Annotated in this window: 21 protein-coding genes and 1 pseudogene; 10 read left to right on the forward strand and 12 right to left on the reverse strand. The window is 70.0% G+C overall.

The features are described 5' to 3' along the window. Nucleotides 1-216: 216 nt before the first annotated feature. Nucleotides 217-2,823: an aminopeptidase N gene (pepN, locus tag ACZ4N5_RS15820; protein ID WP_467757655.1), complete on the reverse strand. Its 2,607-nt coding sequence runs from the start codon at nt 2,821-2,823 to the stop codon at nt 217-219. Between the two features lie 193 nt (nt 2,824-3,016). Here pepN and ACZ4N5_RS15825 point away from each other — a divergent pair, with 193 nt between their 5' ends. Next, nucleotides 3,017-3,685 carry a mycothiol-dependent nitroreductase Rv2466c family protein gene (locus ACZ4N5_RS15825; RefSeq protein ID WP_467757656.1) on the forward strand — a complete coding sequence of 223 codons (669 nt, stop codon included), beginning with the start codon at nt 3,017-3,019 and terminating at the stop codon, nt 3,683-3,685. On the opposite strand, the gene ACZ4N5_RS15830 is transcribed toward ACZ4N5_RS15825, so the two are convergent. After that, entirely contained in the window at nt 3,686-3,889 is a 204-nt protein-coding gene (locus ACZ4N5_RS15830) for a hypothetical protein (RefSeq protein ID WP_467757657.1), read from the reverse strand. 198 nt (nt 3,890-4,087) lie between these two features. Between ACZ4N5_RS15830 and ACZ4N5_RS15835 the strand changes: the two genes are divergently transcribed. Continuing rightward, a complete protein-coding gene (locus tag ACZ4N5_RS15835; RefSeq protein ID WP_467757658.1) occupies nt 4,088-4,714 on the forward strand; it encodes a histidine phosphatase family protein in 627 nt (208 codons plus the stop codon). A 187-nt stretch (nt 4,715-4,901) separates the two neighbouring features. Here ACZ4N5_RS15835 and ACZ4N5_RS15840 read toward each other — a convergent pair whose 3' ends face one another. From ACZ4N5_RS15840 to ACZ4N5_RS15865, 6 genes and pseudogenes are all read right to left on the reverse strand, one after another. Further along, complete coding sequence (locus ACZ4N5_RS15840) at nt 4,902-5,795, reverse strand: TauD/TfdA dioxygenase family protein (RefSeq protein ID WP_467757659.1); 894 nt, start codon at nt 5,793-5,795, stop codon at nt 4,902-4,904. A gap of 95 nt (nt 5,796-5,890) precedes the next feature. Continuing rightward, nucleotides 5,891-7,285 (reverse strand): LLM class flavin-dependent oxidoreductase, encoded by a 1,395-nt coding sequence (locus ACZ4N5_RS15845; protein ID WP_467757660.1) that lies wholly within the window; start codon nt 7,283-7,285, stop codon nt 5,891-5,893. A 257-nt stretch (nt 7,286-7,542) separates the two neighbouring features. After that, a pseudogene (locus ACZ4N5_RS15850) lies at nt 7,543-8,286 on the reverse strand (ABC transporter ATP-binding protein); the annotation flags it as partial. Next, nucleotides 8,262-9,296: an ABC transporter permease gene (locus tag ACZ4N5_RS15855; protein ID WP_467757661.1), complete on the reverse strand. Its 1,035-nt coding sequence runs from the start codon at nt 9,294-9,296 to the stop codon at nt 8,262-8,264. The gene ACZ4N5_RS15855 and the pseudogene ACZ4N5_RS15850, both read right to left, overlap by 25 nt. 5 nt (nt 9,297-9,301) lie before the next feature. Next, nucleotides 9,302-10,402 (reverse strand): ABC transporter substrate-binding protein, encoded by a 1,101-nt coding sequence (locus ACZ4N5_RS15860; protein ID WP_467757662.1) that lies wholly within the window; start codon nt 10,400-10,402, stop codon nt 9,302-9,304. Nucleotides 10,403-10,945: 543 nt separating this feature from the next. Beyond that, entirely contained in the window at nt 10,946-12,145 is a 1,200-nt protein-coding gene (locus tag ACZ4N5_RS15865) for an ROK family protein (protein WP_467757663.1), read from the reverse strand. Nucleotides 12,146-12,978: 833 nt separating this feature from the next. On the opposite strand from ACZ4N5_RS15865, the gene ACZ4N5_RS15870 reads away from it, so the two are divergent. Next, on the forward strand, nt 12,979-13,563 hold the full coding sequence (locus ACZ4N5_RS15870; protein ID WP_355852020.1) for a biotin transporter BioY: 585 nt from the start codon (nt 12,979-12,981) through the stop codon (nt 13,561-13,563). A gap of 187 nt (nt 13,564-13,750) precedes the next feature. Here the strand turns inward: ACZ4N5_RS15870 and ACZ4N5_RS15875 are convergent, their stop codons facing one another. Then, on the reverse strand, nt 13,751-14,470 hold the full coding sequence (locus ACZ4N5_RS15875; protein ID WP_467757709.1) for an LPXTG cell wall anchor domain-containing protein: 720 nt from the start codon (nt 14,468-14,470) through the stop codon (nt 13,751-13,753). A gap of 231 nt (nt 14,471-14,701) precedes the next feature. Here ACZ4N5_RS15875 and ACZ4N5_RS15880 point away from each other — a divergent pair, with 231 nt between their 5' ends. Beyond that, entirely contained in the window at nt 14,702-17,020 is a 2,319-nt protein-coding gene (locus tag ACZ4N5_RS15880; RefSeq protein ID WP_467757664.1) for a serine/threonine-protein kinase, read from the forward strand. Between the two features lie 148 nt (nt 17,021-17,168). Here ACZ4N5_RS15880 and ACZ4N5_RS15885 read toward each other — a convergent pair whose 3' ends face one another. Further along, on the reverse strand, nt 17,169-18,656 hold the full coding sequence (locus tag ACZ4N5_RS15885; RefSeq protein ID WP_467757665.1) for an amino acid permease: 1,488 nt from the start codon (nt 18,654-18,656) through the stop codon (nt 17,169-17,171). 259 nt (nt 18,657-18,915) lie between these two features. Between ACZ4N5_RS15885 and ACZ4N5_RS15890 the strand changes: the two genes are divergently transcribed. Both ACZ4N5_RS15890 and ACZ4N5_RS15895 read left to right on the forward strand, forming a co-directional pair. Beyond that, nucleotides 18,916-19,410: a ribose-5-phosphate isomerase gene (locus ACZ4N5_RS15890; protein ID WP_467757666.1), complete on the forward strand. Its 495-nt coding sequence runs from the start codon at nt 18,916-18,918 to the stop codon at nt 19,408-19,410. A 47-nt stretch (nt 19,411-19,457) separates the two neighbouring features. Beyond that, on the forward strand, nt 19,458-20,267 hold the full coding sequence (locus ACZ4N5_RS15895; protein ID WP_467757667.1) for an Fpg/Nei family DNA glycosylase: 810 nt from the start codon (nt 19,458-19,460) through the stop codon (nt 20,265-20,267). Nucleotides 20,268-20,346: 79 nt separating this feature from the next. Here ACZ4N5_RS15895 and ACZ4N5_RS15900 read toward each other — a convergent pair whose 3' ends face one another. Then, a complete protein-coding gene (locus ACZ4N5_RS15900) occupies nt 20,347-21,576 on the reverse strand; it encodes a GNAT family N-acetyltransferase (protein ID WP_467757668.1) in 1,230 nt (409 codons plus the stop codon). A 171-nt stretch (nt 21,577-21,747) separates the two neighbouring features. Between ACZ4N5_RS15900 and ACZ4N5_RS15905 the strand changes: the two genes are divergently transcribed. Together ACZ4N5_RS15905 and ACZ4N5_RS15910 are read left to right on the forward strand one after the other, a co-directional pair. Continuing rightward, on the forward strand, nt 21,748-22,920 hold the full coding sequence (locus ACZ4N5_RS15905) for a PP2C family protein-serine/threonine phosphatase (RefSeq protein WP_355852002.1): 1,173 nt from the start codon (nt 21,748-21,750) through the stop codon (nt 22,918-22,920). Nucleotides 22,921-22,982: 62 nt separating this feature from the next. Next, complete coding sequence (locus tag ACZ4N5_RS15910) at nt 22,983-23,438, forward strand: HD domain-containing protein (protein WP_467757669.1); 456 nt, start codon at nt 22,983-22,985, stop codon at nt 23,436-23,438. A gap of 150 nt (nt 23,439-23,588) precedes the next feature. On the opposite strand, the gene ACZ4N5_RS15915 is transcribed toward ACZ4N5_RS15910, so the two are convergent. After that, nucleotides 23,589-24,806: an acyltransferase family protein gene (locus tag ACZ4N5_RS15915; protein ID WP_467757670.1), complete on the reverse strand. Its 1,218-nt coding sequence runs from the start codon at nt 24,804-24,806 to the stop codon at nt 23,589-23,591. 646 nt (nt 24,807-25,452) lie between these two features. Here ACZ4N5_RS15915 and ACZ4N5_RS15920 point away from each other — a divergent pair. Both ACZ4N5_RS15920 and ACZ4N5_RS15925 read left to right on the forward strand, forming a co-directional pair. After that, on the forward strand, nt 25,453-25,647 hold the full coding sequence (locus ACZ4N5_RS15920; protein WP_037618829.1) for a hypothetical protein: 195 nt from the start codon (nt 25,453-25,455) through the stop codon (nt 25,645-25,647). A 309-nt stretch (nt 25,648-25,956) separates the two neighbouring features. Continuing rightward, nucleotides 25,957-26,232 (forward strand): NUDIX hydrolase, encoded by a 276-nt coding sequence (locus tag ACZ4N5_RS15925; RefSeq protein ID WP_467757671.1) that lies wholly within the window; start codon nt 25,957-25,959, stop codon nt 26,230-26,232. Nucleotides 26,233-26,300 lie beyond the last annotated feature (68 nt).

Below are 26,300 nucleotides of genomic sequence, written 5' to 3' on the forward strand. Positions count from 1 at the left end.
GCTGTTACGCGCCCGTCGGCAAATCGGGACAAGCGCGCCCTGAGGTACGGAGGTTCGACTACCGAAAGGCGCTGGTCCGGCGGGGGATTAATAGGGGTTACGGCTCTGAATACCTGCATTTCGTAACCAGTGCGCGCAGGTGATCAGTTCACCGGACAGGGCACCGGACGCGGTGGCGCCGGTGCCCTGTCGGGTGTGGTTGGCGTGGGGCGGCTGTCAGCCCGCCGCGGCGATGTCGCAGGCCTGACCCCGCAGCGCCCGTGCCAGATCGTCCCGGGACTCCAGCACCAGTCGGCGCAGCGCGGGCGGCGCGTCCTCGTGCGCCGCGAGCCAGGCGTCCGTCGCCTCCAGGGTCTCCGGGTGGTCCAGGAGCGAGGGGAACAGCCCCCTGACCACGTCCATGCCGATCTGGATGGACCGCTCCGCCCAGACGCGTTCGATCGCGGCGAAGTACTTGGCGGCGTACGGCGCGAGCAGGTCCCGCCGGGACGGCTGGGTGAAGCCGGAGATGGTCGCCTCGACGAGGGCGTTGGAGAGCGCGTCGGACTCCACGACGGCCGCCCAGGCCTGGGCCTTGACCGCCGCCGAGGGGCGGGCTGCGAGACAGCGGACCTGGTGCCGCTTGCCGGACGCCGTGTCGTCGCGGGCGAGTTCGGCGGAGAGGACGGACTCGTCGGCGGCGCCCCGCGCGGCCAGCGGCTCCAGGAACGCCCAGCGCAGCTCCTGGTCGACCTCCAGTCCGTCGATCTTGGCCGTCCCCTCCAACAGGCCCTGGAGCAGCTGGAGATCGGCCTCGCTCGACGCGACGTCGGCGAAGAAGCGGGCCCAGGCGAGCTGGTGCTGGCCGCCCGGTTCGGCGAGCCGCAGCTCCTTCAGCGCGCCCTCGGCGAGCAACTGTCCGCCCTGTGCGCGCCAGTCGGGCGCCACGTAGTTGACGAGCGCGGACTTCGCCCAGGCGTGCAGCATCTGGAGCACGCCGATGTCGGACTCGCGGCCCGCGAAACGCAGCACCAGAGCGATGAAGTCCCGGGCCGGCATGAGAGCGTCGCGCGTGAGGTTCCACAGCGCGGACCAGCACAGCGCTCGGGCGAGCGGGTCGGTCATCTCGCCGAGTGCGTCCCGCAGCGTGGCCAGCGAGCCCTCGTCGAAGCGGATCTTGCAGTACGTGAGGTCGTCGTCGTTGACGAGGACGAGCTCGGGGGCCTCCGCGCCGACCAGGTCGGCGACGACCGTGCGCGGCCCGTCCACATCCACCTCGGCGCGCGCGTAGCGGACGAGCGAGCCGTCCCCGCCCTCGCGCAGCGACTGGCGCCGGTAGAGGCCCACGGCCACGCGGTGCGGGCGCAGTTCAGGATGGGACTCGGCGGCCTCCTGGACGACGGCCAGCTCGGTGACGCGCCCGTCGGAGCTCAGGATCACCTGCGGGGTGAGGGAGTTGACGCCCGCGGTCTGGAGCCAGGACCGGGACCAGGCGGCCATGTCCCGTCCGCTCGTCTCCTCCAGGGCCGACAGCAGATCGCCGAGGCGGGTGTTGCCGTACGCGTTCAGCTTGAAGTAGCGGCGGGCGCCCTCCAGGAAGGCGTCCTGTCCGACGTACGCCACCAGCTGCTTCAGGACGGAGGCGCCCTTGGCGTAGGTGATGCCGTCGAAGTTCAGCTTGGCGTCCTGCAGATCACGGATGTCGGCCGTGATCGGGTGGGTGGACGGCAGCTGGTCCGCGCGGTAGGCCCAGGCCTTGCGGCGGTTGGCGAAGGTGATCCAGGCGTCGGTGAAGCGGGTCGCGCCGACGTTCGCGAACGTGCCCATGAAGTCGGCGAAGGACTCCTTCAGCCACAGGTCGTCCCACCACACCATGGTTACGAGGTCGCCGAACCACATGTGCGCCATCTCGTGCAGGATGACGTTGGCCCGCGCCTCGTACGACGTCTGCGTCACCTTGCCGCGGAAGATGTACTCCTCGCGGAAGGTGACGAGACCCGGGTTCTCCATCGCGCCGAGGTTGTACTCGGGCACGAACGCCTGGTCGTACTTCCCGAAGGGGTACGGGTAGTCGAAGTGGTCGTGGAAGAAGTCCAGGCCCTGCTTGGTCACCAGGAACACGTCGTCGGCGTCGAAGTGGGGGGCCAGGCCCTTGCGGCACATCGCGCCGAGGGGGATCTCCAGCTTCGTACCGTCGTCGAAGGTGCGGGAGTAGGAGTCCGTCACATAGTGGTACGGGCCCGCCACGACCGCCGTGATGTAGGTCGAGATCGGCTTCGTCTCGGCGAACTTCCACAGGCCGTCGGTGAGTTCACCGGCGCCGTTGCTCCAGACGGTCCAGCCCTCCGGGGCCCGCACCTCGAAGCGGAACGGCGCCTTGAGGTCGGGCTGCTCGAAGTTCGCGAAGACGCGCCGCGCGTCGGCGGGCTCGTACTGCGTGTACAGATACACCTCGCCGTCCTCGGGGTCGACGAAGCGGTGCATGCCCTCGCCGGTGCGGGAGTAGGCGCACTGGGCGTCCACGACGAGTTCGTTCTCGGCGGCGAGGTCCTCCAGCCGGATCCGGGAGCCGTCGAAGACCTCACCCGGGTCGAGGTCCCTGCCGTTGAGTGAGACGGCCGTCACACGTGGTGCGATCAGGTCCGCGAAGCTCGTCGCGCCCGGCTCGGCGCAGCGGAAGCGGAGCGTGGTGACCGAGCGGAAGGTGCGGGGCTCACCGGCCGGCTCGCCGGGCTCCGTGTCCCCGACGGCCGAGCGCAGGTCGAGGGAGACGTCGTAGCTGTCGACGGACAGCAGTGCCGCCCGCTCCTGGGCTTCGTCGCGGGACAGATTCTCACCGGGCACGGCTGCACTCCCTCATGACGTCATGGACATGTGTGAACAGGACCGATCCTGCCATGTGCTCCTGACGGCGGGCACTGTCACGGCGGAGACACCGGGGAATCGCGCCGACGCGCGGGAGTCTCACGTACACCCGGGAATGGTGCGGGCGCGTGCCGGTGTTGGTGACGGAAAAGACCGCGTTCCGAGGAGAGCCATGCCCGAGCAGACCGCTCAGACCAGTTCCGGCAAGACCCCCGTCGACTTCTGGTTCGATCCGCTGTGCCCCTGGGCCTGGATGACCTCGCGGTGGGTGCTGGAAGTGGAGAAGGTCCGCGACATCGAGGTCCGCTGGCACATCATGAGCCTCGCCGTACTGAACGAGCCCAAGCTGGACGAGCTTCCCGACCACTACCGCGAGATGCTCGCGACGACGGCGTGGCAGTCCGTCCGGGTGGTCACCGCCGCCTGGCAGAAGCACGGCGACGACGTCCTCGGCCCGCTGTACACCGCGCTCGGCACCCGCTTCCACAACGACGGCATGGGTCCGACCAAGGAGGCGATAGCCGGCGCCCTCGAAGAGGTCGGGCTGCCCGCCGACCTGATCGACTACGCCGACCAGGACGACTTCGAGTTCGACGCCGAGCTGCGCGCCTCCCACAAGGAGGGCATCGAAAAGGTCGGCCAGGACGTCGGCACCCCGGTCATCGCCGTCCCCGGCGCCGACGGCGAGCAGCTCGCCTTCTTCGGCCCGGTCGTCACCCCCACGCCCAAGGGCGAGGACGCCGCCAAGCTCTGGGACGGCACGCTCATGGTCGCCTCGGTGCCGGGCTTCTACGAGATCAAGCGCACGCGCACGGCGGGACCGGACTTCAGCAACCTGTAGTCACGTGGTCTTGGGCTCGGGAAAGTTGTCGCCGTCGCGCCAGTTGCTCCAGCGCTGGAAGCGGCGGCAGCCCTGACGGGTGCAGCGATGGTAGGCGGCCGGGTCGTCCACCTGCTTGATCCGCCGTACGGCCTCCTCCTCGTCCCTGTTGAGCTTGCGGAACGTCTGCAGGGGGCCTCCGCAGTTCGGGCAGCGCACATCCACGGCGATACCTCCGTATGAGAACGGTCCGTGCGAGAAACGGGCCGTGTGAGAACGGACGGGATCCGGCGAGGGGCATCCGGGTGCCGAACGCCGGCCCCGCGAGCGTATGCGCTCGCGGGGCCGGGGGTGGGGCGGCCGGCTCCCCGGTCTCCTCGAGGCGCACCCGCGGGCCCGCCTCGACCTGGATACTGCGGCCTCATGAGTACTACGAGCCGCAGTACGACCCTCCTCCTGGCCCGGCACGGGCAGACCGTCTGGCATGCGGAGAACCGCTACGCCGGAGTGAGTGACGTCCCCCTCACCGACGAGGGCCGCGCCCAGGCGGACGCCCTCGGCCGCTGGGCAGCCGCGCACCCGGTCGACGCGATCTGGACCTCGACCATGTCCCGTGCCGTCGCCACCGCCGAGCCCGCGTGCCGCGCCCTCGGACTCACCGCGCAGCGCGAACCCGGGCTGCGCGAATGCGACTTCGGGGTGGTGGAGGGCCGTACGCTCGCCGAGTTCGAGCTCGAGAACCCGGTCCGGGCCAAGGCGTTCCAGGCCGATCCGGTGTCCTACCCATTCCCCGAGGCGGAGGATCCGCGCACCGCGGCGGCCCGTGGCACGCGCGCCCTGCGCCGCATCGCCGCGGCCCATCCCGGCGAACGCGTGCTGGTCGTCGCCCACAACACCCTGCTGCGCCTCGTGCTGTGCACCGCCCTGTCCATCCCGCTGGGCGAGTACCGCCGGGTCCTGCCGAGCCTCGGCAGCGCGGCGATCACCGCACTCCGGGTGGAGGACGGGGCGGCCGCTCTGCTCTCGCTCAATGTGCCGTGCGCTTTGTGACGGGAGGACCCTCGTGCGGCACGTCCGCGCGGGCGCCCTCCCCTTCTCCGCCTGCCGCCCGGAAGCACGAGGGGGCCCTCGCATGACGAACGGCGTCACGCGAGGGCCCCTTCGGGGAGGCGGCACACCGGTCAGGCGCGGGCGTGAGCCTGCCGCCGGACATGGCCGACCGCCGCCGGGATCGGCGTCATGCGGCCACCGATGTGTAGTGCGACGCGTCACCCGCGATCGAGTAGCTCTCCTTGCCCTCGATGCCGACCGGCACGTCACCGGCGACCGTCACACGGTGCAGGCGGCGCGGCTGACCGTCGTAGTTGTCGATCGCGTAGTGCTGGGTGATCCGGTTGTCGAACAGGACCAGCTGGTTCGAGGACCAGCGCCAGCGCAGGATGTTCTCGGGCCGGGTGACATACGACTGGAGCAGGTCGAGGATCTTGCGGGACTCGCCCACCGACAGCCCGGCTATCCGCTGGGCGAACCCGCCGATGAACAGCCCGCGTTCACCGGTCAGCGGGTGGACCCGGACGACCGGGTGGGCGGTGCGGAACTTGATGGACGTGAACTGGGCCCGCTGCGCGGCCTGTTCCTCGTCGAGGTTCTCGTCCGGTACCGCGTAGTCGTAGTCGTTGGTGTGCTCTGCCCACAGGGTGTCGGCGAGCGCGCGGAGCGGTTCGGGCAGATCGCGGTAGGCGGCCGCGGAGTTGGCGATGAGCGTCTCACCGCCGTACGGCGGGACGGTGATGCTGCGCAGGGTGCTGGCCTGCGGAGGGTTGAGCACGAAGGTCACGTCGGTGTGCCAGTGGTTGGCGCGGCCCCGCTCGCTGTCGACGGGCAGCACGTTCGGGGCGCCGTCCACGGCGGGCACGGTGGGGTGCGCGGTGGTGAGGTCGCCGAAGTGGCGGGCGAAGGCCTGCTGGCCCTCGTCGTCCAGGTCGACGTCGTCGAAGACCAGCGCCTTGTGCTGGTTGAGGGCGGTACGCAGGGCGGCGGCGGTGACGTCGTCCAAGGGCTTGGAGGTGTCGACGCCGGCGACACGGGCACCGATGTGCGCGGTGACCTTCTGGATCTCGATGTCTGCCATGGGTGCGGGTCCTTTCGGAACGGCGGATCGGACAGGAGCAGGAGCAGGAGCAGGAATGGAGGAGGGATGGGAACGGGGAAGGGGGTGTGCGCGGTTCAGGCGGGTGCGGGTGCGGGTGCGGGTGCGGGTGCCGTTGTGGGGGTGGGTGCGGTGGTCGTGGGCGGGATCGCGTACTGGTTGGCCGGGCGCGGGAGGCCGTAGCGTTCCCGCAGCGTCTGCCGGGGCCCGTACTCCCGGCGGAGCAGATCCCGGTCGCGCAGGATCGGCACCACGTGGTCCACGAAGAGGTCGAGGCCGGACGGCAGCACGGCGGGCATGATGTTGAAGCCGTCGGCGGCGCCCCGCCGGAACCACTCCTCGATCGCGTCGGCGACCTGCTCGGGAGTGCCGGTGAAGGTCAGATGGCCCCGCCCGCCGCCGAGTCGGCCGATCAGCTCGCGCACGGTGAGCCGCTCGCGCCGGGCGAGCTCCACGACGAGGGTGTAGCGGCTCTTGGCCCCCTCGATCGCGCTCTCCGACGGCAGATCGGCGGGCAGCTGTGCGTCGAGGCCGAGGGTGCCCGGCTCCAGGCGCAGCAGATGCTCCAGGCGGTTCAGCCCGTGCTCGTAGACGATGTGGTCCTCCAGGACACGTTCGTGGGCGCGCGCCGCCGCCTCGGTCGAGCCGATGACCGGGACGATGCCGGGCAGGACCTTGATGTGGTCCGGGTCCCGGCCGGCCCGTGCGGTACGGGACTTGAGGTCGGCGTAGAAGTCCTGGGCGTCCGCCAGGGTCTGCTGGGCGGTGAACACCGCTTCCGCGTACCGGGCCGCGAACCGCTTGCCGTCCTCCGACGAGCCCGCCTGCACGAGGAGCGGGTAACCCTGCGGTGTGCGGGGCACGTTGAGGGCGCCGTCGACGCTGAAGTACGTCCCCTTGTGGCGCGCGGGATGGATCTTGCCCGGGTCGCCCCAGACGCCCGCCGCCTTGTCGGCGACGATCAGGTCGTCCTCCCAGCTGTCCCAGAGCTTGAGCGCCACGTCCAGGAATTCGGCGGCGCGTTGGTACCGGGTGGCGTGTGCGGGCTCGTCGTCGAGACCGAAGTTGCGGGCGGCCTCGGCGCCCGCGGTGGTGACGATGTTCCAGCCCGCGCGGCCGCCGCTGATGTGGTCGAGGGAGGCGAATCTGCGGGCCAGGTTGTAGGGGGAGTTGTAGGAGGTGGAGGCGGTGGCGATCAGGCCGATGTGTTCGGTGGCGGTGGCCAGCGCGGTGAGCAGGGTGATGGGTTCGAGGGCACCGGACGGGCGCTGGCCCACGCTGTTGAACAGGACCGGGCCGTCGGCGAGGAAGAGCGAGTCGAAGGTGCCGCGTTCGGCGATCCGGGCGAGACGTACGTAGTGGGCCGTCTCGACATGGGCGTACGGGTCGCTCTCCGGAAGCCGCCAGGAGGCCTCGTGGTGGCCGGTGTTCATCAGGAAGGCGTTGAGATGGAGTCGGCGCGGGCTGGTCACTGGTGCTTCTCCTTCTGATGCGCGGACAGGTCGTGCAAGGCGACGCCGGCCACCGTTCCGTCCGCTCCTGCGGCGAGCTGTGCCGTGGCTCCCTCCGGTTCCGCGGCCGGCCGTACCGCCGTTCCCTCCGGTTCCGCGGCGGGCCGTACCGTCGTTCCGTCCGGTTCCGTGGCCGGCCGTACCGTCGTTCCGTCCGGTTCCGCGGCGGGGTGCGTCGTCGTTCCTCCGCGTTCCGAGCCTTCCGGTGCTCCTGTCACGTCCTCGGTCACCCCGAGGGCGCTCAGCAGCCGTTCGCGGTACTCGCCCAGCAGCGGATCGCGGTACGAGCGGGGGTGCGGGCGGTCGATGGCCAGGTCGAGGCCGATACGTCCGCGGTCGAGCACCAGCACCCGGTCGGCCAGCACGATCGCCTCGTCGACGTCGTGCGTGACGAGCAGCACCGACGGCCGGTGGCGCTCCCACAGTTCGCGCAGCAGCACGTGCATCCGGATCCGGGTGAGCGCGTCCAGCGCCCCGAACGGTTCGTCGGCGAGCAGCAGTTCGGGTTCCCGTACGAGCGAACGCGCCAGGGCGGCGCGTTGTGCCTCCCCGCCGGACAGCTCGTTGGGCCAGGCCCGTTCGCGTCCCGCGAGTCCCACTTCGGCCAGGGCGGAGCGGCCCTTCTCCGCCGCCTCCCGGCCGTCCGTGCCGAGCAGGACGTTGTCGAGGAGGCGGCGCCAGGGCAGCAGCCGGGAGTCCTGGAAGACGACGGACACCCTGTCCGGGGCGGTGAGCCGTCCGCTCCCGGCGACGCCGTGATCCAGGCCGGCGATGGCGCGCAGCAGTGTGCTCTTGCCGGAGCCGCTGTGTCCGAGCAGGGCGGTGAACTGGCCCGCCGGGAGGTCGAGGTCGATTGCGTCGAGAACCGTGCGACCCTCGAACGATCTGCTGAGACCGCGCAGTTGGACTGTGTGAGAGAGGTTCGGTTGCCGGCGGGTCAGTTGCTGAGTGTGCGTCGCCACGACAGCACCTTTCGTTCGATGAGACGAACCGCGCTGTCGGAGACGAGCCCGAAGATGCCGTAGATCAGCAGGCCGACGAGGATGATGTCGGTCCGGCCGTAGTTCTGGGCCTGGAACATCATGTAGCCGAGGCCGCTGGTGGCGTTGATCTGCTCCAGGACGACCAGGGAGAGCCAGGAGCCGGTCACGCCGAGCCGCAGTCCGACGAAGAAGCCGGGCAGCGCGCCGGGGATCACGATCTCCCGTACGAAACGGAGCCTCGACAGCCCCTGGACCTCGGCGAGTTCCACGTACCGGTGGTCGATGCCGGACAGGGCGGAGTGCAGATTCAGGTAGATCGGGATGTAGACGACGATGGCGATGATCGCGATCTTGAAGGTCTCGCCGATGCCGAGCCAGAGGATGAAGAGCGGGATCAGACCGAGGGTCGGGATGGCCCGGTTGAGCTGCACTGTCCCGTCGATCAGCGCCTCCCCGACCCGGCTGAGCCCGGACGCGAGGGCGAGGACGACGCCGGCGGTCAGGCCGAACGCGAATCCGTATCCCGCGCGCTCCAGGGACGTCAGCACGTCGGTGGGCAGGGTGCCGTCGGTCCACAGACGACCGGTGGTTTTCAGCACCGTCCAGGGCGCGGGAATCGCGCCGGGGTCCAGTTGTCCGGCGGCGGACGCGACGGCCCACAGGGCGAGGAACAGCGCCGGACCGATCAGCCGGGAGGCGGGCAGCCGCTTGCCGGGCGCGAGGCCGCGGCGCCGGGAACGAGGAGACCGACGGGACCGACGACTGTCGGTCCCGGTCTCGACCGCTCCTGTCTCGACCGGTGCGGCCGGGGCGGGGACCGGTGCCTGCTCGGTTCCGGTTCCGGCGTCGATATCGCTGCCGGCGGGCGAGGCGGAGGTCGAAGCGGAGACGGAGGCGGAGGCGGTGTCGTCCGTGATCGTGGTCGAAGGAGTGGAGGCGTGCGTGGCCCCGGTTGTGGTCCTGGCCGCGGTCGTGGTCCTGGTCGTCATGGCCGTCACCTCTGGTATTCCGCGGGTACGGACTTGGCCGCGATGGCCTCGAAGCGTCGGTCGAAGAGCGAGTCGACCTTGAACCCCTTCACGAAGCCGCCCGCCGCCAGCAGATCGGCGGTCTCCTGCTCCCACTTGATGGCCTCATCCCAACTCGGCGGGAACAACGGCTTGTTGGCGAGCTCGGTGATCGACTGCGCCTGTGCGAGCGTCAGGTTCTGTGTCTTGACGTAGAACTCCTCGTTCCAGGCGTCGGGGTGTTCGTACGCCCACACCTGGCCCTTCGCCCAGCGCGGGATGTACGCGGCGACCGCGGCCGCCTTCGCGCGGTCGGCCAGCACCGAGGTCGGCGCCCAGAGCAGGTTGAGCAGGTCCACCACGTCGGTGTCGATGGTGTGGGCGCCCTTGGGCCCGTACTGCTTGAGGTAGGCCGGCGCCTGGCTGTTGGCGAGCGGGGCGATGTCCACCTGGCCCGCCTGGAGCGCGGTGAGGAACTGGTTGCTGGTCAGCGGTACGAGATTCACGTCGTCGTAGGCGATACCGGCCTGCTTCAGGGCGCGCAGCAGGACGACACCCTGCGCCTGGCCCTGCGAGAAGGCCAGCTTCCTGCCCTTGAAGCCCCGCACGTCCCGGATGTCGCTGCCGGGCTTGGTGGCGAACAGATAGTTGGGCTTGCGGGTGATGTTGATCGCGACGATCTTCGCGTCGAAGCCCTGGAAGTGCGCCTGGATCGGCGGGATGCCCGCGTTGTTCCCGACGTCCAGGGACTTGGCGCGGAAGGCGTTGATGACATCGGGACCGGCACCGATGTTCACCCAGTCGGAGACGGCGAACGGCAGTCCGGCCAGTCCCGCCAGCTTCAACTGGAGTTCCTGGACGCCTTGGTACGAGGCGATCGAGAGCTTGGTTCCCCGCGGCACCTTGCCGGACAGGGGCGCCGATATGTCCCCCCGGGACCGGGCGTCGGCCGCATCGGCACCGGCGCAGCCGCTCAGCCCGGCCGCGGCGGCGACGCCCAGCAGGGAGGACAGGAACACACGCCGGTCGACACCGGACCTGGAGGGAGACGAGGAGGACAAGGGGGAAGGCGGGGACAGTGGTGGCATGGAAGGACTCCGGGGATTCCAAGTGGCGGATCGGCGCACGGTGTTCCGGGCAGGGCGAAGCCGGAAGGGACGGGCGCGCCGAAAGGACACACGCCGGTGGCGTGCCTGAGAGGACGAGCCGACCAGGGGCGACGACAGGTGAACGGTCCGCGCGGTGGCGTCGGCGGACCGGCCTTCGTGGCCACGAAGGCCGATCGATCTTCCTCGTGACGGCGTGACGGCGTGACGTGAGCGCGTGATGGCGCAACGGCAGCCGAGGGGCTTTCACGGCGAAGGCTGCCGAGTGAGCCTCAGCGCTTCAGCGGATCAGCCTGTCAATGGATCGGCGTGTCAGCGGATCAGTGGATCAGCGACAACGTGTCAGCAACAACGTGTGCGTGCGACCCGCATCAGGTCGACCACACGGCACTTGGTGAGCGGAACCTGCACCCGCGCGCTGCTCATGCACACGATGCTCCTGTCCGGGAACGAGCCCTGTCAACATTCCGACTTTCTGAATTAATTCGCTCCCGGTGGGGAGCCCGAGGAACCCAGGTGTGAGCCCTAGGAGCCCAGGCGGGAGCCCGGGGAACCCAGCGGATCGCGGTACAGGACGTCGAGCACGACCGACCCGCCCGCCACGGCCAGCACCGAATCCGGGAAGCTGGTCGGGGCGACCGCGGACGCCCGCTCCGGGCCCACCGCCTCGCGCAGCGCACGGAGGCAGTCCTCCCGGTGTAGGGCACCGATCTCGGTGACGACGACCGTCTCCGGGTTGAGCACGTCGAGCAGCAGCCCCGCCGCGCGCCCGACCATCCGGGACCGCTCCGTCAGCAGCCGTACGGCCGACGGGTCGCCGGCGGCCGCCGCGGAGATTACGTGCATCGGGTTCGAGCCGTCGATGACACCCAGCTCCCGGGCCCGTCGGCACAGTGTCCGTTCGCTCAGTTCGGCCTGGAGGCACCCCGTCCGCCCGCAGTCGCACAGCTCCGACCCTCCCGTCAGGGGCAGATGGGCGATCGCACCGGCCTGCGAACGAGGCCCGTAGTGCACCTGGTCGTGGGTGGCGAAGGCGGCATCCACCACATTGCCGACAAAGAGATGCAACACGCTCCGGCTGCCCCGGGCCCGCCCGAACAGCCGCTCCCCGTTGACCAACGCCCGTGCGTGGCCGTCCACATGGACCGGCAGTCCCGTGCGCGCCCCGATGGCCTCCCGGACGGCGACGTCGCGCCAGCCCAGCAGCGTGTGCTCCACGATCGTGCCGGAGTCCGGGTCGACCCAGCCGCCGGCCGCCACCCCGATGCCCAGGGCGGTACGGCCCGGGACGCCCGCGAGGAGGGCGGTGATCCCGTCCGCTGCGTTCGCGAGGACGAGGCCCGGCTCGGTGCGGTCGTGCCGCAGACGGCGCTCGGCGACGATCCGCCCGCGCAGGTCCAGTAGCGCGACGGTCGTGTACGGCACGGCCACATGCACTCCGCCGACCACGAACCGGGAGCGGTCCAGGTCGACCGGGAGATGCGGCCGCCCGACCCCGCCCGACCGGCGGGGCGCGGCGGCCTCCCGGATCAGACCCCGTTCGGTGAACCGGGCGCAGTAGTCGGTCACCGACGCCGGGGAGAGTCCGGTCAGCCGGGAGATGGTGCTGCGGGCGACCGGCCCGTGCTCCAGCACGGACCGCAGGATCACGCTGGCGCTGGCCCGGCGCCGGTCGAGAACGGGGGAGGGCGGGGACGTCGAAGGGGGTGCCACGGTACTGGCCATGGAGTTCTTCCTCGGGAGCTGGTCCGGCACTGCGCCGTCACGTACGCCACGTCACAACGGGTGCGACGTGCGACTGGTGTGGTCCGCTGTGGTCTCGTCGCGGCGAGCCGGATCCGCTCCGCCCCGCCTCAGGACGGGCGGCGACAGGTGGCAGTGCCCTGGCGTCGCAGGTCGACATAGCGACGCGACGCGAAGTTCAGGGCCTGGGGAACCATGGGGTGAAGGGTAGGGGTTGGCCGGGAGGCCTGCCAGGTACGCCCAAGGGCCGGACAGTCCGGGCACGTTCCCGCTCCGGCTCGCACCGGATCACGCCGGATCGGCCTGGTCGGCGTCCCTGACGAGCGCGCGACGCGCACCGCGGGTCCGCAGTCGGAACGCCCGGCGGACGTGAGAGGCGTACTTCGGGTCCGGGCCCGGGTCCGGAGGTTGAGGCTGAGATTGAGGTGGAGACGGAGGCGGGACCGAGGCGGAGCCCCCGGAGGGGATGACGGGCGGCGGTCCGGCGGCGGGAGAGCCCGGCGGGCCCCGCGGGACGCAAGCCCCGGCGAGGGTCGGCGGAGGTCGGCGCCGCGAAAGCCTCTTTGGTGAGTTTCCACAGTCCCGGCCCCGAACCGTCCCGTAGCGGAAACGACTTCACCTCAGTGACCAGCATCACCTCCGCACAGGTGTACCGGCCACTCTTTGTGAGGAGCCCACCAATCTCCGGATCCGCGCTTTGTCGAGCACTGACGGTGATCACCCGTGTGCCCCTGGGATAGCGTCACCGTGTCCCGACCTGTCCTCCCCCGAGCTCCCCGTGAGCCAAGGGGGTAATCCCGTTCGCCGGAGTCCTCATGAGCACCGCTGTCGCCACGCCCTCCCGACCCGGCGAGGTCCTCGCCGACCTCCTTCCGGCCTCCCGCGTCCGTGACGTCGCCCTCGTGCTCGGCGGTGCCGCGCTCACCGGCCTCGCCGCCCAGATCTCGCTGCCCGTCCCGGGTTCCCCGGTGCCGGTGACCGGCCAGACCTTCGCCGCGCTGCTCGTCGGCACGGCGCTCGGCGCGCGCCGCGGCTTCCTGTCGCTCGCGGTGTACGCGCTGGTCGGCATGGTCGGCGTCCCGTGGTTCGCGGACGGCGGCTCCGGCGCCGCGGCACCGTCCTTCGGCTACATCCTCGGCATGCTGCTCGCGTCCACCGTCGTGGGTGCCCTGGCCCGCCGCGGCGCCGACCGCTCCGTGCTGCGCATGGCGGGCACGATGCTGCTCGGCGAGGCGATCATCTACGCGATCGGCGTTCCCTACCTGGCCCTGGCCACCGGCATGTCGGCGAGCGCGGCCGTCGCGGCGGGCCTCACCCCGTTCCTGATCGGGGATGTCCTCAAGGCCGCCCTGGCGATGGGCGTCCTGCCCACGGCCTGGAAGCTCGTCGACAAGAAGTGACATCCACGCCGGTGACGTGATGGCGTCTGCCGTCAGGTGACGCCCACGTCGGTGACGTGACGAGGTCGCCGGTCGTACGACGCCCGTGTCCGTGACGTCGTCGTTCCGTGCAAGAGGCTCGCCGGGTCGTGTTCCGACCTCGACCGGCGAGCCTCTTGCGCGTTTCATCCTGTGCCGTGCCCGGCGGTCAGTTCTCCTGCCTGGGCCTGCGGCCCACCCACCACAGTCCCGCCGCTCCGGCCGACATCAGTGCCGCACCCGCCATGCCGAGCGGCAGGACCTCGCTTCCGGCCCCCGTCTTCGGCAGTCGGTCGCCGCCCGGTGCCACCGGCTTGTTGTCGGTGCCCAGCAGCAGCGGGGTCGCGGGGGCGTTCGGCGACGGGTTCGTCGTGCCGAACGGAACCGGGCCCTGCTGCCAGTACGTCTTCTTCCCGTCGCTCGTCTGGACCGGAAGACAGATCTTTCCGGTCTTGCTCAGATCGAACGTCGCGTCGACGGAATACGATTTCGATTTCCCCACCCCGAGATTTCCGGTGGAACAGATGAAACCGCTGTTCGACCCCTTGGGGAGATCTTTTTCGGCCATGGCGGTGCAGCCTTTGACGTTCTTGACCTTCAGGCCGTCGAAGCCGACCACCAACAGCCTGATGTCGCCGCTTTCCTTGGCCCCTTCGTTCTTTACCGTGGCGGTAATCGCCGTCTTCTGAGTACTGTTGTCGACCGAGATCTTCTCCGGCAGCAGCGTGGTCACCCTCACGCCCGCCGGCGGCTTGTCCATCGCCTTTCCGCCCTTGCCGCTCCCCGGTCCCTGGTCGTCCGCGACGGCAGTGTGGGAAAGGATCATCACGGTCGAGAAGCAGGCCGTGAGCAGCGATCCCGTAATGGTCGTCGTCCGACGAGAACTCATGTTCGCCCCCCTTTGCTGCGCCTGAATTCGCAGTACTTGAAGAGGTACCACAAGATTTCTCCGCACTATGCTGGTACGGCCTGAAGTGTGACCATTGTGTTTCTGCTGTGACGGGCGATTGTGGCTGATGTTGAGGGGGTGCAGAGATTGTCGGCGAACGTACAGGGTGGTGTTCCGGGATTATTGGTGACCGGACGTTATCGGCTGGTCGAGAGTATTGGTCAGGGAGGAATGGGGCGGGTGTGGCGAGCCGCCGACGAAATGCTCGACCGGCAGGTCGCGGTCAAGGAAATGCGCATAGACGGACTCGATCCCGAGGACACCCGCACGCGCCGGGAACGCACCCTGCGCGAGGCGAGGGCGACGGCCCGGATCGACCATCCCAACGTCGTCCGCATCTACGACGTCGTGGACGCGGGCGAGCGGCTGTGGATCGTCATGGAACTCGTCGCAGGCCGCTCGCTCGAACGGATCGTGGTCGAGGACGGCCCGCTGGACGTGCGCGAGGCGGCTCGCGTCGGCCTCGAACTGGTCGGGGCACTGCGCCAGGTGCACGTCCAGGGAGTGCTGCACCGCGACATCAAGCCGGGCAACGTACTGGTCGAGCGCGCGGGACGGCACCGTGTCGTCCTCACCGACTTCGGCATCGCGGCGCTTCAGGACGCCGAGGCGCTCACCATGGTCGGCATGCTGGTCGGTTCCCCCGACTACATGGCGCCCGAGCGGATCTCCGGCCGCCCCCAGGGCCCGCCCTCCGACGTGTGGTCCCTCGGCGCCACGCTCTGCGCGGCCCTCGGAGGCCGTTCCCCGTTCTCGCGCTCGACCACCCTCGCGACCTTGCACGCGGTTCTCTACGAGGAACCCGAACTCCCCTCTGGTGCGGGCGAGTTGAGGGAAATCCTGGCCACCCTCCTGGAGAAGGACCCGACCGTACGGCCCGGTCTGGAGGAACTTGAGGCGGGACTTGAGGGAGTCGTCCGTCCGCGGAGGACGGGCACACCGAGTCCCGCCGGGCCGCCGACAGGGGGGCCCGAGTACGACTTCGCCTCCGCGTTCGAGTTCGGGACCGCGCACGAGCCCGCTCCCGAGAACCGCCCCGCACCCCACCCCCTCCCCGAGTCGGAGCGCTTGCCGATACCCAGTCCGGATCCGGATCGCGAGCCGAATCCCGAGCCGGACCCCGAGTCGGTGGTCGGGCCGGTGGTCGGGCGAGCGTCCGATCCGGCCCCGGCGTCCGATCCGACCCCGGACCACGAGCAGACCGGGCCGACCGCGGGGCGTGACCCGGCCGAGGCGGCCACGCCCGCTCTGCTGGACGCCCAGTCCGTGAGCGCGGCGCGGCACCCCCCGGCGGACCTTCCCGAAGTCGCTCCGACTCCGGACGAACGCCACAGCGACACGAGCGATCTGCGGGGGCCGGCGCGGGGGCCCGCGACCCGAGCAGAACCCGGACCCGGACCCCGACCCGGACGTGAACCCGAACCCGAATCCGAACCCGAACTTCAACCCGAGGCCGAACCCGAAGCCCAAACTCAATCCCAATCCCAATCCCAATCCCAAGACGGGAACGAGTCGGATCACCCCTCCGTGCACGATGCCGTTCCGATACGGCCGACTCCGACCCTGAAGAGCGCGCCCGACTTCCGGAAGGATCCTCGGGCGCGTTCCCCAGAACACCCCGTGGTCTCCGGACCCGAAGCCGTCACCGGGGGCCCCGACCCGCGCGCGACGGCGAACGCCTCCACCGAAGTCCCCTCCGAGCCGCGCACGGAGCCCAGTTCACAGACCCCGTCCGAGCCGCGCGCGGAGGCCGGGGTGCGTACGCCCTCCCAACTGCCCACGGCACCCGCGCCCGTAGTGCGGCCACGGCGTGAACTCCCGGACCCAGCCGTGCCGTCCGGCTCCGAAGAGGGCTGGAGCCAGGGCCGCGACAGGCGTCGGATCGGATTCGCCGCCGCCGGGGTGGTCGCGGCGGGAGCCGTCACCTGGGCCGTCGTGGCCATGGCCGGCGGATCGCACGGCGCCGGCACCGGGGCCTCCACGGGCCCGTCCGTGTCGACGGCCTCCACCACCGGCGCCCCCTCGTCCCCGGCTCCCACCGTCGAGGGCACCTCACGCCCGCCCAGCCTGCCCCCGGGAGCGCACCGGGAGGCCGGCGGATACGCGTGGGTGACGCCCAAGGGCTGGCGGCGCGATCTGCAGACCGGCTCCGAGGTGCACTACACGGCGCCCGACGGGGCCCAGGAACTGGCCGCCAAGTCCTCCCTCGCCAAGGGGAATCTGATGGACACCTGGACGACCTCCGAGCAGAACGCCCGCCAGGGGCAGGACTACCGGAAGATCCGGCTGGAGGAGACGACGTTCCGGGGCCGGACCGCGGTCGTCTGGGAGTACACCTTCACGCTCAAGGGGGTGAGCTGGCACGCGCGGCTGCTCGGCTTCGACGCCGACGGGAAGTCGTACCAGATCAACACCTGGTACCACCAGGACATCGAGGACCGGGCCCTCACGGTCTACAACCAGGTCAAGAACAGCTTCACCGTGCTGTGAGCCGGCCGCCGCCGGGGGCGGCCGGAAGGACCCGGCAGGAGACGGCCGCCACCGTGGGCCGCCCGGCGGAAGAACGGAAGAAGGGGAACGGAGAGGGGCCCGCGGCGATGTGCCGCGGGCCCCTCTTCGCTCAGGCTTCGGTGGCGGGTCAGGCGCCGACCTTGGCCTGGGTCTCATCGCGGGAGCCGCTCGCGGACGGCGGCGCGGACGGCCGGGCTCCCGCGCCGACCTTCTGCCGGACGACCGCGATGACCAGCACGATCGCCGCGACGAGCAGCGACAGCAGCACGGTCTCCCGGCCGTCGTGTTCGGTGTCGGTCAGCATGTAGCCGAGCACGAAGACGATCATCGCGGCGGTCGCCCAGGTCAGGTACGGGTACAGCCACATCCGCACGACGAGCTTCTCCGGTGCCTCGCGCTGGATGATCTTCCGCATCCGCAGCTGCGAGAAGCAGATGACGAGCCACACGAACAGGGCGACCGCGCCGGAGGAGTTGACCAGGAAGAGGAAGACCGAGTCGGGGAACTTGTAGTTGAAGAAGACGGCCACGAAGCCGAACACGACCGAGACGACGATGGCGGTCATCGGCACACCGCGCCGTGTGGTCCGGGCGAACGCCTTCGGCGCGTCTCCGCGCTGACCGAGCGAGAAGGCCATCCGGGAGGCGGTGTAGAGGCCGGAGTTGAGGCAGGACAGCACGGACGTCAGCACGATGACGTTCATGATCTGACCGGCGTGCGCGATGCCGAGGGAGTCGAGGGCGGCGACGTACGAGCCCTTGGCCTTGATCGACGGGTCGTTCCACGGGAGCAGGGCGATGACGACGAGGATCGAGCCCAGGTAGAAGACGGCGATACGCCAGATGATGCTGTTCGTCGACTTGGTGACGGCCCGCTGCGGGTTCTCGGACTCACCGGCGGCGAGGGTCGCGATCTCACTGCCCATGAAGGAGAAGACGACCAGCAGTACACCGGTGAGGATCGCGCCGGGCCCGTGCGGCAGGAAGCCGCCGTGCTCGGTCAGATTGCCCATGCCTGCCTTCGGGGCGTCCACACCCGGCAGCACCCCGAAGATCGCGAGAGCGCCGACCACGATGAACGCGCCGATCGCCACGACCTTGATCCCGGCGAACCAGAACTCGAACTCGCCGTACGAGCCGACCGAGACCAGGTTGGTGGCCGTGAGCACCACCATCACGATGAGCGCCCAACCCCACTGCGGTACGCCGGGCATCCATCCTTCGAGGATCTTGGCTCCGGCGGTGGCCTCAACGGCCAGCACCACCACCCAGAAGAACCAGTACAGCCAGCCGATGGAGAAGCCCGCCCAGCGGCCGAGCGCGCGGTCGGCGTGCGCGGAGAACGAACCCGAGGTCGGATTGGCGGCGGACATCTCACCGAGCATCCGCATCACCAGCACCACGAGCGTGCCGACGAGGGCGTACGAGAGCAGGATGCCGGGGCCCGCCGTGGCGATGCCGGAGCTGGAGCCCACGAAGAGCCCGGCGCCGATGACGCCACCGATGGCGATCATCGACAGATGACGGTTCTTGAGCCCGGCCTGGAGGCCGCCACCGGGTTCTCCGGGGCCTCCAGGGGCCTGTGCGGCCTTCGTGGGGGTCGGCTGCGAGGTCATGAGGGGGATTCCTTTGCGCCGGATGAGCAGATTCCCGTACAGAGCGCCCAACCCGTACGAGCGGTGTACGGGGCACGCACTGATCCATCGTGTGGACCGGCGTACGAGTTGGTCCAGTGAAACGGAGGCGAAGAGATTCGTGAACCTTTGAATCCAGATCGTTACTTGAGGTTTCCTTGAGGTTCTGTAGGATTGCTTGCGCTTTTCCAGGGAAGCCCCCGGCGAGGCCGACCGGAAACGGTCGTGTCACACTCGGACCATGCGCGTGTATCTCGGCTCCGATCATGCCGGTCTCGAACTGAAGAACCACCTCGTCGAGTGGCTCAAGGCCGCCGGCCACGAGCCCGTCGACTGCGGGCCCCACATCTACGACGCCCAGGACGACTACCCGCCGTTCTGCCTCCGCGCCGCGGAGCGCACCGTGGCCGACCCGGGCGCCCTCGGCGTCGTGATCGGCGGCTCCGGCAACGGCGAGCAGATCGCCGCGAACAAGGTCGCCGGTGTACGGGCCGTACTCGCCTGGAGCGAGGAGACGGCGGCGCTGGGGCGCGAGCACAACAACGCGAACGTCATGTCCGTCGGCGCCCGTATGCACACCCAGGAAGAGGCGACGAAGTTCGTCGAGACCTTCCTCGGCACCCCCTTCACCGGTGAGGAGCGTCACGTCCGCCGCATCAACATGCTCGCGGACTACGAGACGACCCGGGAACTCCCGCCGATTCCGGCCCATCACCCGCAGCAGCCGCAGGCGTAGCACCGCCGGGCCGACGGGCCGCAGGACGAGAGACAGCAGGAGGAACGGTGCCCGAGGGGCACACCATTCACCGGCTCGCGGAGGACTACCTCGCCGCGTTCGGTGGCCGCGGCGTCCGTGTGACCAGCCCCCAGGGCAAGTTCAGTGACGCCGCGGCCCTCCTCGACGGATCGGTCCTTACCGCGGCACAGGCCCACGGCAAGCACCTCTTCCTCGGCTTCCGTCCGGCGCAGTGGATCCACATCCACCTGGGCCTCTTCGGCAAGGTCGGCTTCGGCGCCGTGCCCGCCGTGCCGCCCACGGACACCGTCCGTCTCCGCCTCACGAACGACACCGCGTACGTCGACCTGCGCGGCCCCACGACCTGCGCCCTGATCACGGACGACGAGAAGCACGCGATACACGACCGCCTCGGCCCGGACCCGCTGCGCCCGGACGCCGACCCGGCGGCCGCGTACCGCCGGGTGTCCCGCAGTCGTACGACGATCGCCGCGCTGCTCATGGACCAGAAGGTCATCGCGGGCGTGGGCAACGTCTACCGCGCGGAGGTCCTCTTCCGGCACGGCATCGATCCGTACCGCGCGGGTAAGGACCTCGGCGCGACGGAGTGGGACGCGATCTGGGCCGACCTCGTGGATCTCATGCGTGAGGGCGTCCGCAACAACCGCATCGACACGGTCCGCCCGGAGCACACCCCCGAGGCGATGGGCCGCCCGCCGCGCGTGGACGACCACGGCGGCGAGGTCTACGTGTACCGCAGGGCCAACCTGCCCTGCCACATCTGTGGCGGCGAGATCAGCACCGCCGATCTCGCCGCCCGTAACCTCTTCTGGTGCCCGGCCTGCCAAAAGGCCTGAATCCGGGCCGAGTCGGGACCCGGCGCCATTGCCTGTCCGCCGGACCCCGGCCGGCCGCCCGAAGCGCGGTCACCAGCTCCTAGAAACCGTGCGGCAGCCATGGGGCGACCACCGAGGTGAACGCCAACGACGCCTCCGCCAGCGCCCCCTGCCGCAGTTCACGCACCAGGCCGCCCGCCGCGAGCGAGGCCAGCGACACCCCGCCGAGATAGACCATGGCCAACTCCTTTACGGACAGGGCGAGATCGGGGGTGTCCTCGGTCCGGACGCACGACGCTCCCTTCGCGTCGCCGGTGAGCCGCCAACGCCCCTCGTTCCAGGGGCAGAAGGAGTCCTCGACCTCGAACACCACGTCCACCGGGGCCTGATAGGTCCGTGCCTCCAGCGCGGCCCCGACGTCGATGAGCCGTACATGCAGCGCGTCCTTCATCTGCACCTGGCAGCGGCGGATGTCGGAGACCATGTGCTGCCATGCCTCGTCCACGGGGCGGCCCCGGGTGTGCAGCGACGTCGTCAGGTCGATGTCGAAGAGGAACCGCCACAGCGCGGCCCGCACCGCCGGGTCCACTCCCTCCAGATCCACCATCATGACCGCCCCGTTGTGCCCGGCCGGACCCCAGTCCGGCTTGACCCGGAAGCGCGTGTAGCCCACGACCTCGCCGTCCCGATCGGCCACCACGCACTGCAACGGTGACGCTCCGCTCCGCTGGTCCTCCGTGTCGAGCACCCCGAGCCGCTGCCAGCCCGGCTGCCGGGCCAGCATCCCGGGACGCTCCGGTACGAGCTGCGCGTACACCGCCTCGCACGCGTCCAGCACCTCCCTGGGCACCGCGTAGCGCAGCCGTACGTCGTCGGTCCCGGCCGGAACGGACAGACGTACGCGGCTGGTGTCGATCTCCGCGCGGATCTGCAGGGTCCCGATGCCGTAGCCGAACCGCCCGTAGATCGCCGGTTCCGACGCGGTCAGGACCGCGAGCGGCTCGCTCCCGGCACGGATGTCGTCCAGCTGGCGGCGCATCATCGCGGTGAGCACCCCGCGCCGCCGGTGGGTGGCCGCGACGCTCACCGCCGTGATCCCGGCCGCCGGTACCGACGCGCCGCCCGGGACCGTGACGCGGAAGGAGAAGGCCCCCGCCGTACCCACACACTGCTCGCCGTCCCACACCCCCAGCGAACGGTCGTACTCTGTGAGCGCGTTCCACAGTTCGCGCTCCTCGGACGACTCCGCCACACCTCCGAACGCGCGGATCAGGTTGTCGTACCACTTGTCCCAGTCGGCCTGCCGCAGCACCCGAACGTCAGTCGTCATAGCCCATGCCTACCAGGGCAATGCGGCACGAGCGAGGGAATTTCGCCCGGCCGCCACAGCCCCCAACCGGAATACACCTGTGCAGTTCTCTGTGAAGTTGAGCGCTCGGAGGGGGGACAAGTGGGACCTCCCGTGCCAAGCACCTGGTCCGATGGATAGGGTCCCGAACTAATGGCAGCAGGACGACAGCGGCGCGCGGAAGCCGACACGTTCACGGCCCGGTTGAAGAAGCAATGGCACCGGGCCCGCACAGGGCTGCGCAGATCCGCTGTCGACTACTTCCGCGGGGACGGTTCGGACTGGATCGCGCTGGCCGGTCTGCTGATCACGATCCCGGTGATCGCCTCCACGACCCTGGTAAATTCGGTGTGGTGCTCGCCGTCCGCCCTGGTCCTGCCGATCGTGGCCGGCGGACTGCTGCTCCGGCCCGCCAGCCTGCTCGGGCTGTACGCGGCCGCAGCCACCGCGCTGATAGTGGAGTCCGTGAAGCTCGGGCCGTACACGGAGGGGCCGTCCCGGGTCACCCCGGGCGTGGTCCTGGTGGTCGCGGCCTGCGGCTTCTTCGGACTACTGATCGCACAGTTCCGCAGCCGGGTGGGTGTGCCCTGGCGACGCGGCGGCACCATGCTCTTCGACCTGCGCGAACGCATCCGGGTGCAGAGCAAGCTGCCGAAACTGCCGCTGGGCTGGCACCGCGAGATGGCACTGCGCCCGGCGGGCGGACAGTCCTTCTCCGGGGACTTCGTCGTGGCCGCTCGGACGAACGGCGGCCGGACCCTCGAAGTCGTCCTCACGGATGTGTCCGGCAAGGGCATGGACGCGGGTTCACGCGCCCTCCTGCTGTCCGGAGCCTTCGGCGGTCTCCTCGGTTCACTGCCGCCGCACGCGTTCCTGCCCGCCGCGAACGGCTATCTGCTGCGCCAGGACTGGGACGAGGGCTTCGCCACCTCGATCCATCTGGTGCTCGATCTCGACTCGGGCGACTACGAACTCTTCTCGGCCGGACACCCGCCGGGTCTTCAGCTCAGCGCGGGCAGCGGCCGCTGGGAGGAGAAGGCGGCGGAAGGCCCCCTGCTGGGGGTGTACGACGGCGCCCAGTTCGACCCGGTGAAGGGCTCACTGCGGCCCGGGGACGTGCTGATGCTGTTCACCGACGGTCTGGTCGAAACCGCGGACCGGGACATCGTCGAGGGCATCGACCGGCTCACCGGCGCGGCCGACCGCTACGTCGCCGGCGGCTTCCACGGCGCCGCCTGGCACCTCATCGAGGCGGTGGCCAGGGACGTCAACGACGACCGGGCCCTCCTCCTGATCTGCCGCGAGGGCCTGACCCCGGTACGCTGACCGCGCCCCACGGATTTCGGCAACGCGGCGGCAGCGGCCCGTACCGAGGAGACACTGATCGCGTGACGCAACCTCTCCTGACCCTGGCCGAAGTCGAAGCGCTCGCCCGCGCGGCGCACGCCGCCCAGACCGACAAGGCCGGCCGGCCGTACGCCGAGCACCTCCAAGCCGTGGCGGACGGCGTCCGCGAGCGCGGCGGCGACGACGAGCAGATAGCGGCGGCCTGGCTGCACGACGCCGTCGAGGACGACGCCCTCTCCGAGGACTGGCTGAACGAAGCCGCGCTGACCCCCGGTACGAAGGACATCGTGCTGGCGCTCACCAAACAGGACGGCGAGTCCCCGGAGTCGTACGCGCGACGCATCCGCACCACACGGGGCGCCCTGCTGGTCAAGGCGTCCGACCTGGCGCACAACGCCGACCCGAGCCGCCTCGCGGTCCTCGACGAGCACACCCGGGCCCGCCTGACGAAGAAGTACACGACGATGCGCGCCCTGCTGGGGCTGCCGCCCAGCTGAACGCGGTGCCTTCCACCGCCTTCCGCCGTTGTGCGCTGTCGTCCACCGTCGTCCGCTGTCTTCTGCGCGGGCGTGAGCCGAAGAGGGCGGGCCCGGAGACTCCGGGCCCGCCCTCTTGGAATGCCGATCGGCCGGCTGCGTGGCGGCCGGTTATACGTTGGCCGGCTGTGCGGCGGCAGGCTGCGCGGCGCCCGGCTGCACGTTGGCCTTCGTCCGCTCCCGGGCGACTTCCGTCGCGTCATGCTTGAACGCCCACGCCATCTTCGGCTCCATCGCGAAGCGGAAGATCCGCTGCACGGGCCGCGTGCACAGGGCGGTGACGAGCGCGGCCGCGACGACCGTCACGAAGACCTCGCCGAGCGGATCGCGCACCCACCCTTCGTCGAACAAGCCTCCGTACGCGCACGCCTTGAGGGCCAGGCCGTGCAGCAGATAGCCGTACAGCGTGCCCGCGCCGAGCGCCGTGAACCAGAACGTGCGCCGCGGCACCCAGGCGAAGAAGCAGGCGGTGAGCACCAGTGAGCAGCTGTAGAGCGCGAGCGTCATGAAGACACCCGCCCACCACGGGGCGCCCATCTCCTGTGCGCTGTCGCGGTGGAAGAACCAGGCGATGTTCATCCGGGGCGCCGCCCAGTAGCCCACGACCAGCGCCGAGGCCAGGATCGGGACCGCCAGGATGCGTACCTCGCGGCGGCGCACCAGCTGGAAGTGCTCGGGCTTCATGTTCAGGCCGAGGACGAAGAACGGCAGGTACTGCAGCACCCGCTGGAGGTCCAGATCGTCACCGATCTCCGGTGAGACGGACGCGATCAGGCCGAGACACAGGGTCAGCGGAAGCGGCCAGCGGACCACCTTCCACAGGGGGGTCGTCAGCCGCCAGACGAAGAGCGCGGCCAGGAACCAGGTCAGGTACCAGGGGTCGAGCAGACTGATCGTCAGGTCCGAGCCGCCGACCCAGCGACTGAAGAGGGAGTACGCCGTCTCGAAGAGGACATACGGTACGACGACGCCGGTGACCAGTCGTTTCAGACGGTCGGGGCGCATGTCGAAGCTGCGCGAGAAGTAGCCGGAGATGACGATGAAGGCCGGCATGTGGAAGGCGTACACGACCATGTACAGCGCTTCCAGGAAGCGGCTCTGGCCCTTCAGCGGATCCCACACATGGCCCATGGCCACGAGCACGATCGCCAGGTACTTGGCGTTGTCGAAGAAGGCGTCGCGCGGTTTGGCGGGCTTGCCGCCCGGTGCGGTGGCGACGGCCGCGGCAGGGGTCCGGGGCGAGCGCGGGCCCGGCAATCGGTCCGCCGGCCGCTGGGCCGGTGGGAGCGGTGATCCGTGGTGGCCATGGGGTCGGGGCGAGTCGGTCACAGGCACTCCCGCCAAGAACTCCGGGAGACGATTCTGGACCTCGCTGCGCGTATGGGGGGCGTGGCGGCGTGGAACATCTGAGGCACCTTAGCGTTGTCAGCACGTTCTCGTAAAACGCTCGATCTCATTCCTGCTTATCGCCTGCGCCTACCCCGGATTCGGAGATGTGTGCCTGTCGATCCGCAGGTGGTTCTGTAATCGATTCCCTTACTGGCGGCGGGTGTTCTGTCCTACTTCATGCCGACTAAGCGGTACATAGCACCCGAAGGCGAATCCGAGGATATGTCCGGTCGGGTGGGCTTTGGTTGCCCGCGTTCCGGGCTCGCGGTGTGCCTGTGGCGGCAATTCGAATTGCCTGCGAACAGGATGTGTGGACATGGCAACGATCGCCGTGAATTCGCTGTCCGGGAACACTCCCGAATTGCGGTGCGGGGCAGCGCGGTTGACATGTTTTCGCGGGGCCGGGGGAGGGCGGTACCCCACTGTTCCGGTGCGCCGCCGACTCGCTCCCGGGTCTGCCCCTGGCCAACGATGCGTCACCTGTCGCATACGAGTGGCCGGTTGGTGGCACGATGGTTCTGGCGGGGGTGTGCGGGGCTGCACCTCCGGGCCGGGAGAGCGGACCGACCGTAGGGTGTGATCAGTTGTGGCCATTTCGCTGTCAGTGGTGCTGCTGTTGGCGATCATCCTCGTGGTGCTGATCCGAGGAGGATCTATCAAGGCGGGACCTGCCATCGTCGCGGTGCTCTTCGGCTTCTTTCTCGCGTCGACCGGTATGGCTCCGTCCATCAACCGGTTTCTCGATTCGATAGCGCAGACCATCAACTCGATCAGCTTCTGAACGGGACACGGCGAAAGATGCCCATCGCCGGATCGCGGACGTGCGCGGGGCGCGTGGCGCGGCCTGCGCCGGGCGCGTGTCACCGGCTCCACGCGCCGGTCACGCACCCCACTGCGCCCGAAACACCGTGTCCGAAGGGCCGGTCGTCATGACGAAGGTCCGCCACAACGTCCGCGCGGTCCTGTGCGAAGCCGGCCATCTGGTGTTCCTGCGTCGCGAGTGGCCCGGTGGCACCCGTTACTGCACCACCGTCGGCGGTGGCGTCGAGCCCACGACGCCGGCCTGGAGGCGGCCCTGCGCCGCGAGGTCATGGAAGAGATCGGCGCCACCATCGGCCCCGCCGTCGAGTTCCTGACCCTGACCGAACCGGGCGAGCGGACGACCGTCGTACGGCACCACTTCCGCGCCGATGTGCTGGACAGGGACCCGAGCCGCCGGAGCGGCCCCGAACTCGACGACCCCGACACGGGCGACTTCTCGGCCGTCCGGGTCGTACCGGAGGCGTCGGCCCTGGCAGCCCTCGAACTCCAGCCTCCCGAACTCGCCGCGTACCTGCGTGAGCACGCCGAGACCTGGCGGATCTGACGACCGACGCCGGCTGCCCATCCCTGCCCGACCCCCGCCGGGCCCGTTCACCGGTGCCGAACAAGCGT

This window comes from Streptomyces sp. NPDC026500, assembly GCF_055567635.1.